At 61.3% G+C, this 12,615-nt stretch carries 7 protein-coding genes and 1 pseudogene; 3 read left to right on the top strand and 5 right to left on the bottom strand.

Features of this window, described 5'->3' with window-relative positions:
• Window positions 1–156: 156 nt before the first annotated feature.
• Window positions 157–858, top strand: a complete 702-nt coding sequence (locus tag DKK66_RS15145; RefSeq protein ID WP_131359433.1) for a cellulose 1,4-beta-cellobiosidase — start codon at window positions 157–159, stop codon at window positions 856–858.
• Window positions 859–864: 6 nt separating this feature from the next.
• On the opposite strand, the gene DKK66_RS15140 is transcribed toward DKK66_RS15145, so the two are convergent.
• The 5 genes and pseudogenes from DKK66_RS15140 to DKK66_RS15120 form a co-directional block, all read right to left on the bottom strand.
• A complete protein-coding gene (locus DKK66_RS15140; protein WP_062789238.1) occupies window positions 865–1,773 on the bottom strand; it encodes a LysR family transcriptional regulator in 909 nt (302 codons plus the stop codon).
• Window positions 1,774–1,860: 87 nt separating this feature from the next.
• A complete protein-coding gene (locus DKK66_RS15135) occupies window positions 1,861–2,667 on the bottom strand; it encodes an ABC transporter substrate-binding protein (protein WP_131359431.1) in 807 nt (268 codons plus the stop codon).
• Window positions 2,668–2,683: 16 nt separating this feature from the next.
• Window positions 2,684–4,042, bottom strand: a pseudogene (gene tldD / locus DKK66_RS15130) (metalloprotease TldD); the annotation flags it as partial.
• 98 nt (window positions 4,043–4,140) lie between these two features.
• The gene (locus tag DKK66_RS15125; protein WP_131359427.1) at window positions 4,141–4,947 is read right to left on the bottom strand and encodes a carbon-nitrogen hydrolase family protein; all 807 of its coding nucleotides are present in this window, start codon (window positions 4,945–4,947) and stop codon (window positions 4,141–4,143) included.
• Window positions 4,944–8,837 carry a YhdP family protein gene (locus DKK66_RS15120; protein WP_131359425.1) on the bottom strand — a complete coding sequence of 1,298 codons (3,894 nt, stop codon included), beginning with the start codon at window positions 8,835–8,837 and terminating at the stop codon, window positions 4,944–4,946. The genes DKK66_RS15125 and DKK66_RS15120 overlap by 4 nt, the downstream gene beginning before the upstream one ends.
• A gap of 59 nt (window positions 8,838–8,896) precedes the next feature.
• Here DKK66_RS15120 and glnE point away from each other — a divergent pair, with 59 nt between their 5' ends.
• Window positions 8,897–11,578, top strand: coding sequence for a bifunctional [glutamate--ammonia ligase]-adenylyl-L-tyrosine phosphorylase/[glutamate--ammonia-ligase] adenylyltransferase (gene glnE, locus DKK66_RS15115; RefSeq protein ID WP_131359423.1), 2,682 nt, complete (start codon window positions 8,897–8,899; stop codon window positions 11,576–11,578).
• Window positions 11,579–11,665: 87 nt separating this feature from the next.
• Window positions 11,666–12,589, top strand: coding sequence for a branched-chain amino acid transaminase (locus DKK66_RS15110; protein WP_082086304.1), 924 nt, complete (start codon window positions 11,666–11,668; stop codon window positions 12,587–12,589).
• Window positions 12,590–12,615 lie beyond the last annotated feature (26 nt).

The following is a 12,615-nucleotide window of genomic DNA, read 5'->3' as shown; positions in this document are numbered from 1 at the left end:
CCCACATTCGCTAACATTTCCTAACATTTATTTACGTCTTTACCGTTATTTACTGGCCTGGAACTTGCCTGTTACCCGGCATCGCGCCCGCCTGCAGCCATTGGGCATGACTGGCGACAGCGCACCGCTCACGCACTCGGATCAGGAGCCATCATCATGAGCATCTCGGGCATCAGCAGCAGCACTTCCATTTACGGACTCACCAGCAGCCAGTCCTCCGGCAGTACCTCCGGCACCGGCGAAACCCGTCACCATGGCAAACACCGTGGCAGCGGTAACGACGCCTTCATGCAAAGCGTGGAGCAGGCATTAAGCCAACTGGGCATCACCCTGCAAGCGCCGACCAGCAGCAGTGCCAGCAGCAGCAACACGAATAGCAACAGCAATAGCGCACTTGCCAGCCTGCAAGCCCCTCCGCCGCCACCGCCGGATGACGATGGGGACGACGACAGCGTCAGCAGCACGGGCAGCACGCAAAACCCCAGACAGGCCATGCACACTTTCATGCACGACCTGTTTGCCGCGTTGAAGTCCAGCAGCAATAGCGATAGCAGCAGTGACAGCAGTACCTCAAGCTATGGCAATGCCGAAAGCCAGCTGCAAAGCCTGATTCAGCAGCTTTCCAGTGGCACGTCCAGCAATTCCGGTACCTTGAGCACCCTGCAGAACGACTTCAACAATCTGCTCTCCAGCGTACAAGGCAGCAGCAGTACCAGCGCCAGCGACTCCAGCACCTCCGGCAGCAGCACCTCGGCCAATCTGCAGTCTTTCCTGAGTGCACTGCTGCAAAACCTGCAAAACAGCCAGACCAACCAGTATGCATCTTCGGTAGGCAGCCTGATCAGCACCCAGGGCTAAGCGGCCTTACGGCAGCGCCGCGACATGGTGTTGCAGGCGCTGCTGCAGGAATTCGCGCAGGCGCACCACCAGCGGCGACAGCATCATCCGGTGCGGGCATACCAGATAGAGGGGAGCCCGCTCGGTCTGGTATTCCGGCAGCAAGGCCTGCAAGGTGCCGGCCCGCAGATCGTCCATCACATCCAGTCTGGACTTGTAGGCAATACCAAGCCCGGCCAGTGCCCAACGACGCACGATTTCCCCGTCGTCGCTCTTGAACCGTCCATCCACCGGCACACTGACCCACTCCCCCTGATGGCCAAAGCGCCAGCGCTCGTGCAAGGCATCACCCAGCACGAAACGCAGGCAGGCATGGGCGGACAGGTCTTCTGGTTTGAGCGGATGGCCATGACGGGCCAGGTAGTCCGGAGCAGCACACAGCACGCGACGGTTATCCGGCAGCAAGGGTAGTGCCACCAGACTGGAATCTTCAGGTACGCCATAGCGCAAGGCCAGATCCACCGGCATGCGGTACAAATCGGCCAGCCGGTCACTGATATGCAGTTGCAAGCGTACGGCAGGGTGCTCGGCCAGAAATTCATCCAGCCACGGGCGCAGCCGTTGCCGGCCAATATCGGATGGCATGGACAGGCTGAGCAGCCCTTGCAGCGCCTCCCTGCCGGCAGCCAATGCCTGGGCACCCGCCTGCAAGGCTTCCAGCGCCACCGTGGCATGTGCCAGATAACGCTCTCCGTCAGCAGTCAGCCGCAGGCTGCGGGTGGAGCGCACCAACAGACGACAGCCCAGTTCCTGCTCCAGACGCTTGAGTGCTGCACTGGCCACCGCCGGGCTGATATCCAGCGCGCGCGCAGCGGCAGACAGGCTGCCCAGCTGCGCGGTTTGCAGCAGAATCTGCACATCCTCCAGCCTGACCATGCACCCCCCGGAAAAATTCAGAATCAAACACCGCACGCAGCGGGCTGCCAGCCCGCCCGGCAACTGCCCGGAAAGCCTGAAGCAGGTTCAGGGCAGAAAGGATTTCATATTGTATTTCTGCACCAGTTGCTGGTAAGCAGCACTCTGGCGGTAACGGCGCAGCGCATCCACATAAGCGTCTATCCGCCCGGTCGGCATGGCCTTGCGGGAAAAACCAAGATAGAAATCCCCGATCAGCCAGTGCGGCTGACGCAGGGCCACCACCTGGGAGGACAAGCCCGGTATGGCCACTTCCAGCGACTGCAGTGAAGTACCATAAGCCACGGCGATGTCGATGCGCCCGGCCAGCAGCTTGGAAAACAATTCTTCCTTGGAGCTGGCATCCATGTCGATCTTCCAGCACTTCTGCATGGCATCCTGCACGGTCTGCCCATAGAAATAATTGCTGGCCGCGGCCATGCGAAACCCGGCATAACGGCAGGGGTCATGGCTGTCGGGAAAGCGCTGCTGCTGGTTGCGACGGACAAACAGGCCCGCATATTGCCGGTGCTGGATGGCTGCCGGCAGGAACACCGCGTAGCGTTCACGCTCCGCCGTGCGGGCCAGATAACTCAGCGCATCCACCTGCCCCAACTGCAAGCTGCGCAAGGCGCGTTGCCAGGGCATGGGCTTGTAAATCACATGCCAGCCCAGCCGTGTGGCCACCTGGTCGATTTCTTCCAGATGAAAGCCACCATGGGCCTTGCCATCCCCCTGCACATACTCAAAGGGATGGTTGTCCGACTCCTCGACAGCGACGACAAAATCCTGGCCCAGGGCAACGCCGCTGGCGCACAAGCCAGTCAGCAGCCGCAACAGGCAAACGCAGGCCTGTACGGCCTTACTGTGCCTCATGACAGAAAAATTCCGCTCAGCCCGCCGTTCCGCCCACTGTCAGGCCGCCATCAATGCGCAAGGTGGGCTGCCCCACGCCCACCGGCACGCTCTGACCTTCCTTGCCGCAGACGCCCACACCCTGATCCAGCGCCATGTCGTTACCGATCATGGAAACATGGCCCAGCACATCCGGCCCGTTACCGATCAGCGTAGCGCCCTTGACCGGATAGGTAAGCTTGCCGTTTTCGATACGCCAGGCTTCCGAAGCGGAAAACACGAACTTGCCGCTGGTGATGTCCACCTGACCACCACCAAAATTGGCGGCATACAGGCCGTCCTTCACCGAGGCGATGATCTCTGCCGGGTCATGCTGGCCACCCAGCATGTAGGTGTTGGTCATGCGCGGCATCGGGATATGCGCATAGGACTCACGCCGGCCATTACCGGTGGGCGCCACCTGCATCAGCCGGGCATTCATGGCGTCCTGCATATAGCCCTTGAGGATACCGTCCTCGATCAGCACGGTACGGTTGGTCTGGTTGCCTTCGTCGTCAATGGCCAGCGAACCGCGACGGCCATCCAGCGTGCCGTCATCCACCACCGTCACGCCCGGAGCAGCCACGCGCTGGCCCAGTTTGCCGGAGAATGCCGATGTGCCCTTGCGGTTGAAGTCGCCCTCAAGGCCATGGCCAATGGCTTCATGCAGCAACACCCCAGGCCAGCCGGAGCCCAGCACCACGGTCATTTGCCCGGCAGGTGCCGGACGTGCCTCCAGATTGATCAGCGCCTGATCCACCGCCTGACGCACATATTGCGCCACCAGTGCATCGTCAAAGCGGGTCAGGTCGAAACGGCCACCGCCGCCGCCAGAACCCTGCTCGCGCCGGCCGTTGTGCTCGACGATCACATGGACCGACAGCCGCACCAGCGGACGCACATCAGCAGCACGCACGCCGTCATGGCGGGCCACGTACACCACATCGTATTCCGAGGCGACGCCGGCCATCACCTGCAACACGCGCGGGTCCATGGCGCGGGCCAGTTTTTCAACCTTTTCCAGCAAGGCCACCTTGGCCGCGGCCTCCAGGCTGTAACACGGGTCGATGGCCGGATAAAGGTCGCGCGCGCGCTGCGGCGACTGGCGGCCTGCACTGCCATCACCACCGGCCAGACCGATGGCGCGGACCGCATCAGCGGCGCGGGTAATGGCATCCACTCCGATATCATCGGAATAGGCAAAGGCTGTCTTGTCGCCTGCCACCGCCCGCACGCCCACACCCTGATCGATGCTGAAACTGCCGGATTTGACAATACCCTCCTCCAGGCTCCAGCCCTCGCTGCGGGTGTACTGGAAATAGAGGTCGGCGTAATCCACGGCATGCTGGCGCATGCGGGAGAAGGTTTTTTCGATCACGGACTCATCCACGCCAAAAGGCGAGAGCAGCAGTTGATCGGCAATGGTGAAAGCGTCTTGCATGGTGGGTCTTTCTGTCAAAGCACGCGGTGCGCCAGCGCGGGCAAGCCGCTACGCACCGATTGCAGCAATGCGGGGTCGAGTTCGGCCAGCACGACACCTTCGCCGCTGGCCTGTTGCGCCAGAATGCGCCCCCAGGGATCGATAATCATGGATTGGCCATGGGTCTTGCGGCCATTCTCGTGGGTCCCCCCCTGGCCGGAGGCAATCACGAAGCACTGGTTTTCAATGGCACGGGCTCGCATCAGCACCTCCCAGTGGGCTTCGCCGGTGGTGGCCGTGAAGGCGGCGGGCAATATCATCACGTCAAACGGCGCAAGCTTGCGGAAAAGCTCGGGAAAGCGCAAATCGTAACAAATGCCGCAGGCAACTTCTGCCAGCCCGATATCCACCTTTACCGGCTCATGTCCGGCAACAATGCTGTCCGACTCGCAATAGCGCTCGCCATTACCGGTATAGCCAAACAGATGGATCTTGTCGTAGCGGGCCTGCACCACGCCATCGGGGTCGAACACCAGCGTGGTGTTGAATACCTTGCCTGCTTCGGGGCTCTGCAGCGGAATGGTACCGGCTGCCAGCCACACCTTGTTGTCACGCGCCATCGCGGCCAGGGCAGTCTGCAAGGGGCCACTGCCCATTTCTTCGCAGATGGCTACCTTGTCGCCATCTTTTCTGCCCATCAGGCAAAAATATTCCGGCAGCACCACAAAAGCCGCTCCAGCGGCAGCGGCCTTGGCCACCAGCGCTGCGGCACGGGCCAGATTGGCTGCCACATCGGTACCGGACACCATCTGCACGGCAGCTGCTATAAATTTCTGTTTCATGGCGTGATGATCCGCTTGCTGTTTCTCAAAGGTTCCACTGCCCGTTTCTCCACCTTGGGGTTGGCAAAGGAACCGGTCAGGTCGTACTCGACCGACAAAATCTTGCCGACCGGATCTTGGAATACTTTCTGTGCCGCCAGTGCTGCCACACCCACCACGGGGTTGAGCAGTGCTGCACCCGCAGCCAGCGCCACGCTCTCGGCCAGATGGGGCTGTACCTTGATGTGGACATCCTGGGTTTCGCTGGCCAGGTTCACCTGCCCGCTGAGGAAGACATCCGCTGCCGGCCCTTTCAGGTGCACATTATCAGAAACGAATACACCCTTGCTGATACGGGCATCGCCGGTAATGGAGTCAAAGGCAAAACCGTCACTGAACACATCGGTGAAATCCAGCTTCACCCGGCGGGTAAGTGATTGCAGGCTCAACACCCCGAGCAGACGGGCTGCACCCGGGTCCACCTTGGCAAAGCGGCCGTTCTTCAAAGACAGGGTCATGTCCCCGGACAGCTGTTTGACACTGAGATCGAACAAGCCGCCCGGCCAGCGCATATTGCCCGCAAGCGTACCCTCGCCCTTGCGGAAAGTGTCCTGCAAGCCCACACGGGCCAGCAGTTTGCCTACATCGGTACTGTCTACCCGGTAACGGGCATCCACTTCCTTGCCATCCTCGCTGCGCCGCACCCGGACACTGCCCTGCAAACTGCCTTCGGCCGCATCCAGCCGCAAGGGATTGAGCAACCAGTCACGCCCTTCGCGACGCGCCCGCACATCCAGCTTGCCCACTGAGCGGTTCTGGTACACCAGATCGCCCACATGGATATCCAGTGCCGGCCAGTCGCCCTTGTCCGACATCGTGTTGTCGCCCTCCGCCGCACTGCCTTTTTCCGGCGGATTGAGCAGCGCATATGCCAGATTGGCGCGCAGCAGGCCGTTTCCTTCCGGCAAGTATTCAATATTGCCACTCATTTCATGCGCCCGCACATCCAGCGACCAGCCGTGGCGAATCCGCCGGTTGCCAAGGCTGGCCGTCACCTTGTGCAGACTGCCAGCCCAGCTGTCCATCTGCGGTGTTTCCAGATCAATCTGCAAAGGCAGGTCAATCTGCAAGGGCTTGCCCGCAGTTGCCGCATTGCCATGCAAACCGGAAGGCCCGGCAATGGCATCCACCCAGGCGGGCAAATCCACCTTCGGCGCAGCCAGACGCAATAACAAGCCTTCATCCGGTTGCTTGCCCACCGGGCGACCGGAGGCAATTACCCCGGTTTTCAGATTGCCGTGCTCATCCAGCAACAGGCTGCCGCTGGCCACGGTGCCGACATCCAGGTCCAGCCGTACCGGCTGTTGTGCCGTTTTGCCGGGTGTCACCCGCAATGACAACGGCAGCACGTCCGCCGCCGGTTTGCCTGCCGGAGCCGGGGCCAGAATGCTGACGCCCTGCAAGCCGGACTGCACCGTCAGGTTCTCCAACCCTTTTTGCACGGCAAACTGGATGCCGAACGGCGCATGACCACTGACGTAAGGGGACAGCACCGGCAGATAGCGGTCCAGCGCCTGCTTGCTGTCGGCCTCGCCACGGATATCAAAATTCATGCGTCCGGCCGCTGTACTGGCTGCCTTCAATACAAAGGCTCCACCCAGCGCCTTGAATGCCACGCCACTGGATTCCACTCCATGTTCGGTAAAGGTCAGCGTGCCTTGCGCCTGCGACAGCGGCGGAATCGGCAGCGTCCGGAAACCCAGCTGATTGCCGGACAGCAGGATGTCGCCACGCACCTTGGGCGTTTCATGGCCCGAGAGAGGAATACCCAGCTTGAGATTGAGCGCAGCGTTGCCACCAGCTTGCAGATTGCCGGTAAAGCCATCCAGCCAGCCGTCCACCGGACTGGCAGTAGTGAACTTCAACATGCTGGCCAGCGGCCCTTGCGCCCGCCCTTGCACCGTCAGCACAGGCTGGGTGGCACCCAGGTTGTCTATGCCAACCTGTACGGCAGACAAAGGCACACCCAGCGTGCTGGCGGAACGGGCGGCAATCAGCATTTTTTCGTTATGGAAACCCAGGTCGGCCTGAATGTTGTCGATGGTGGGCCAGCCTTTTTCATACAGCAGCTTGCCCTGCTCCACCTTGGCATCCACGCTGAACTGCCCGCCCTTGCCACCGGAAAAGGGGAAGTCGGCCAGATCGCCTTTCAGAATCATGCGCACATCACGCGCAGTACCACCCAGCAAGGCCTGCTTTAGCCAGCGCAGGGTATCCTCTCCCACCGCATGCGGCAGATAGGCCGGCACCCGTTCAGCCGCCACCTGATCCACACTGGCGGTGAAGTCCACCACGCCGGGGCCGCTTTCACCGTGGTGATAATGGCCACCAAACCGCCCCGTCAGGTCGGCATTGGCAAAACTGACATCCTGAAAATCGACATCGGTTTGCTTGCCCTGGTTTTTCCAGTCCACGCGGGCATTGAGCCGGTCAAAATTCAGCAGCTGCGGAAACACCACCGGATAATTCAGCGTGGCATGACGGCTATCCAGTTGCAGGCTGCCGCCCTGCTCGCCAAAACGCAGTGAGCCACTGACACCGCTGATACCCGGTACCGTGGCAAAGGCCTGCCAGGCCAGCGAATCAAAACGGGTGGCCACCGTATATTGACGCGGCGACTGCAGCGGCCCGGTCCAGCCTAGCGACAGGTTTTTCAGCTGGCCGCTGGGTGCAAAGCGGGAGAACAGCGAATTGCCATCCCCACCCAGCGCACGGATAAAAGGCGTCAGATGGGCCACATTGACATTATCCAGCGTCAACTGGCCATGCCCTTGCTCGCCCGGCAACCAGTCGCCACGAATACTGGAATTGTCGAAAGCCAGCCCACTGGAACTGGCAAGGGTCAGATTGGACGCATTGATGACATACGCCCCCTTGGCCGAGCGTTCCAGCTGCAACTTGCCGCTGATCACAGGTAGAACCAGGGTGTGGGCATCCCGCGGGGTATAGGCGGCATTGTGAATGCTGACATCGGCCTGCAAGCTGTTGATATGGCCGTCGGAAAAATCAGCCTCCAGCGTGCCACTGCCCTCGCCACGATTCACCAGACCGACTTTTTCCATATAGCGCGACAACATGCCGGCCTGCGCGCCATTGAGCCGCACCCGCGCATTACCCGACCAGTCACGCCACTGGCTGAAATCATTGCCACGCCAGGACAATTCCATGTCAAAGCCTTTGCCCAGCGTCACCACCGGCCGGCCGGACAGCGTCAGGCGGTGGCCCAGCAAAGTCTTGCCCAGGACCAGCTGGCCACCTTGCAAGTCCAGCCGTGGCAGGCCGAACATTTTGTCTTCCCAGCTGATATGCGCCTGGCTGATTTCAATACGGCGCTGGCGCAGCAGCCAGTTGGCGGAGGGCTCGCTCCCGGCAGCTTCCGGCCGCGCCGGACTGGCCGACAAGTCAAAACCGTTGAGCAGGATGTGACCATCGACATTGCGCACCAGCGCCACACTGGGCCCCTGGATCACAATGCTGGAAAACAGTGGTTGCCAGGACAATAGCGACAACCAGGAAGGCAGCACCGTCACCTGTTGCAAGGTCAGCGCATCGCCGCTCACCGGGTTGGCAATGCGCAGCCCGCCCAGTTGCAGCTGCGGAGCCATGTCCTGCCACTGCCACTGCCCGGACAGGGCGGCAATGCTGACCTGCCGCCCGCTGGCTTCGGACAGGCGGTGTTCCAGCTGCGGGCGAAACTGCTCCAGCCGGGGCAGAAACCACCAGTTGAACACGGAAAATGCGCTGCCGATCATCAGGATTGCCAGCACCAGCAACAGGCCGGCGATGCGCAGGACTCTGCGCAGCAAGCGGATGACGTGGATTCTGGCAAGCAGATACAGGGGCTTTTCCAAATGAGCTAAACCGATACAATGAAGTGTTATCAGGACCAACCAGCGAGTGCAGCGCCATTATGCCAGCAAACCCGGAGCATGCCATTGCCCAGAGCCGTGCCTTTTCACTTTATCTGGACCGTCTGCTGACGGCACGGCCAGAGCAACTGGCGTTGTTGCAAGCACGCCTGCTGCATCCGTTTGATACTGCCGAAATGGCAGGCTTTGCACCGTGGGACACACTGGACAGCCCGGAAGACATGAGCGCCGCCCTGCGACGGCTGCGCCAGGCGGTGATGGCCCGGCTGATCACCCGGGACCATAACCGGCTGGCCAGCCTCGACGAAGTGGTCAGCACCATCAGCCAACTGGCCGAATTTGCCGTTCAGCAGTCACTGGCTTCAGCCTGTCGCGCCTTGCCGCAATATGGCCAGCCCACTGGCGAGGACAGCGGGGAAGTCCAGCAACTCATCGTCATCGGCATGGGCAAGCTGGGTGGTGGCGAGCTGAATGTATCGTCCGACATCGACCTGATCTTCATCTACCCCGAAGGCGGCGAAACCAGTGGCCCGCGCAAGATCAGCAATCACGAATACTTCAGTCAGGTCGGCAAGCGCATCATCAGCCTGATCAACGATGTCACTCTGGACGGCCAGGTATTCCGCGTCGACATGCGGCTGCGCCCGTATGGCGATTCCGGCCCGCTGGTGATGAGCTTTCCGGCGCTGGAAAACTACCTGCTCACCCAGGGCCGGGAATGGGAGCGCTACGCCTGGATCAAGGCCAAGGCACTGACCGGCGATGTGGCCGGCCTCGCTGACATGGTGCGTCCCTTTGTCTATCGCAAGTATCTGGATTACAACGCCTACGGTGCCATGCGCGAGCTGCACGCCCAGATCCGCCGCGAAGTAGCCCGGCGCGACATGGCCGACAACATCAAGCTGGGGCCGGGCGGCATCCGCGAGGTGGAATTCATCGCCCAGGTGTTCCAGCTGATTCGCGGCGGCCGCGACAAAACCCTGCAACTGCGCAGCACCCGCGCCACGCTGGACCGGCTGGCCGAATTGCGCCTGCTGGAACCGGCCGCCGTGGCCGAGCTGCAAGAAGCCTATGCCTTCCTGCGCAATCTGGAACACCGTCTGCAATACCTGGACGACCAGCAGACCCAAACCCTGCCCGCCAGCGAAGAAAACCAGATCAAGATTGCCCACAGCATGGGCTATCAAAACTGGCCCGCCTTTCTGGACGCACTCAACACGGAACGGCGCAAGGTAACGCGTCACTTCGAACAGGTTTTCATCCTGCCCACCGAAACCGCGCCGGACCATCCGCTGTCCTGCCTGTGGAATGACATTGGCGAACAAGACCCTTCCCCGCAGCTCACCGCCCTGGGGTTTGACGATGTGCCCGGCGTCACCGGGCAGTTGCGTGCACTGGCACAAAGCCAGCGCTACCAACAGATTCCACTGGCGGGCCGCAAAAAATTCGATGCACTGATGCCGCCCCTGATCGAGGTATCCACCCACTTTCCCAATCCGGCAGCCACCCTGTCGCGCATCATCGGGCTGATGGAAGCCATCAGTCGACGCGCGTCCTACCTGGCCCTGCTCACCGAATACCCGCAAACCCTGCAACGGCTCGCCACCTTGTGCTCGGCCAGCGCCTGGGTATCCACCTACCTGACGCGCCACCCCATCTTGCTGGACGAACTGCTGGATGCCCGCGTGCTGTACGCGACGCCCGACTGGCCTACGCTCGCGGCCCAGCTGGAGCAGCAAATGCAGCAATCCGACGGCGACATCGAAGCCAAGATGGACACCCTGCGCCACTTCCAACACGCCCAGGCTTTCCGCCTGGTGGCACAGGACATTGCCGGCATGTGGACCGTGGAAGCCCTGTCCGACCAGCTGTCCATGTTGGCCGACACCGTGCTGGATGCCACGCTGCGCCACGCCTGGCGCGACATTCCCAGCCGCCATACCGATACACCGTGCTTTGCCATCATTGGTTACGGCAAGCTGGGTGGCAAGGAGCTGGGCTACGCCTCGGATCTGGACATCATCTTCCTCTACGATGACGAACACCCGGACGCCACTGAGCTTTACTCCCGGCTGGCACGCAAGATGTCCACCTGGCTGACCAGCGCCACCAGTGCCGGCATCCTGTACGACATCGACCTGCGTCTGCGCCCCAATGGCGCCAGCGGCCTCCTGGTCAGCTCGCTGCAGGCCTTCCGCAACTATCAGGAAAAGCAAGCCTGGGTATGGGAGCACCAGGCACTGACCCGCGCCCGTTACGTCGCCGGCGACAGCACCATCGGCAAGGGTTTTGAAACGATACGTCACGATGTACTCACCCTGCAGCGAGATCAGGACACCCTGCGCAGCGAAGTGCTTGGCATGCGCCAGCGCATGCTGGAAAGCCACCCGCCACACGAGCACGACGTCAAACATGCGCGCGGCGGCATCATCGACATCGAATTCATCGTGCAGTACCTGATTCTGGCCCATGCCCGCCAGCTACCGGCCTTCACCGGCAATACCGGCAATATTGCCCTGCTGGCGGTGGCGGCCGAGGCCGGGCTGGTGAGTCACGCGCTGGCCGAACAGGGTCGCAGCGCCTACCGCTACTACCGCAAACTGCAGCATGCGGCACGACTGAACGAGAGCAGCAAGGTGGAAGTCAACGACACACTGCGCCAGCACTACCAGCAAACCCAGGCGCTGTGGCTACAGGTTTTTGGCGCAGACAGCCTGACCTGACCGGGTTTTTCACCGGTGACGGTTCACAACGGCAACACTGGCGGTATAATCGCCTGCTAACAAAACACAATGACGGAGAGCTCCAAGATGTCGATGGCAGATCGTGACGGATTCATCTGGTATGACGGCAAACTGGTTGACTGGCGCGATGCCACCACCCACGTACTGACCCACACCCTGCATTACGGCATGGGCGTGTTTGAAGGCGTGCGCGCTTACGAAACCCCCAAGGGCCCGGCCATTTTCCGCCTGCAGGATCACACCGACCGCCTGTTCCGCTCCGCCAAGATCCTGGGCATGAACCTGCCCTTCAGCAAGGACGAGATCAACCAGGCCCATCTGGACGTGGTGAAAGCCAACAAGCTGTCCTCCTGCTACTTCCGCCCGATGGCCTTCTACGGCTCGGGCAAACTGGGCGTGGCACCGAAAAAGGACGATGTGCAAGTCATCGTGGCTGCATGGCCGTGGGGTGCCTACCTGGGTGAAGAAGGCCTGGAAAAAGGCATCCGCGTGAAGACATCCTCCTTCACCCGTCATCATGTCAACATCACCATGTGCAAGGCCAAGGCCAACGGCAACTACATGAACTCCATCCTCGCCAATAACGAGGCCACGGCAGACGGCTATGACGAAGCCCTGCTGCTGGACGTGGACGGTTTCGTGGCAGAAGGCTCGGGCGAGAACATCTTCATCGTGCGCAAGGGCAAGCTCTATACCCCGGACCTGACCTCCGCACTGGAAGGCATCACCCGCGACACCGTGGTGCAGATTGCCCAGGAGCAAGGCCTGGAAATCATTGAAAAACGCATCACCCGCGACGAAGTCTACAGCGCCGACGAAGCCTTCTTCACCGGTACTGCCGCCGAAGTCACTCCGATCCGCGAACTGGATCGCCGTGCCATTGGCGAAGGCACGCGCGGCCCGATCACCGCAGCCATCCAGCAAAAGTACTTCAATATCGTGAAGGGCCTGGATGCCGAACACGAACACTGGCTGACCTACGTCAAGTAAACACACCCAAGCAGCAAGGGCCGGCG

This window comes from Aquitalea sp. USM4, assembly GCF_004328945.1.
Taxonomy (GTDB): domain Bacteria; phylum Pseudomonadota; class Gammaproteobacteria; order Burkholderiales; family Chromobacteriaceae; genus Aquitalea; species Aquitalea pelogenes.
The sequence above is the reverse complement of the archived record's forward strand: the minus strand, read 5'-3'. Positions and strand labels throughout refer to the sequence as shown.

Bases quoted from the DNA above. Each gene is read 5' to 3' on its own strand.
- DKK66_RS15145 (WP_131359433.1), top strand. From the start codon at position 157: ATGAGCATCTCGGGCATCAGCAGCAGCACTTCCATTTACGGACTCACC.
- DKK66_RS15140 (WP_062789238.1), bottom strand. From the start codon at position 1,773: ATGGTCAGGCTGGAGGATGTGCAGATTCTGCTGCAAACCGCGCAGCTG.
- DKK66_RS15135 (WP_131359431.1), bottom strand. From the start codon at position 2,667: ATGAGGCACAGTAAGGCCGTACAGGCCTGCGTTTGCCTGTTGCGGCTG.
- DKK66_RS15125 (WP_131359427.1), bottom strand. From the start codon at position 4,947: ATGAAACAGAAATTTATAGCAGCTGCCGTGCAGATGGTGTCCGGTACC.
- glnE (WP_131359423.1), top strand. From the start codon at position 8,897: ATGCCAGCAAACCCGGAGCATGCCATTGCCCAGAGCCGTGCCTTTTCA.
- DKK66_RS15110 (WP_082086304.1), top strand. From the start codon at position 11,666: ATGTCGATGGCAGATCGTGACGGATTCATCTGGTATGACGGCAAACTG.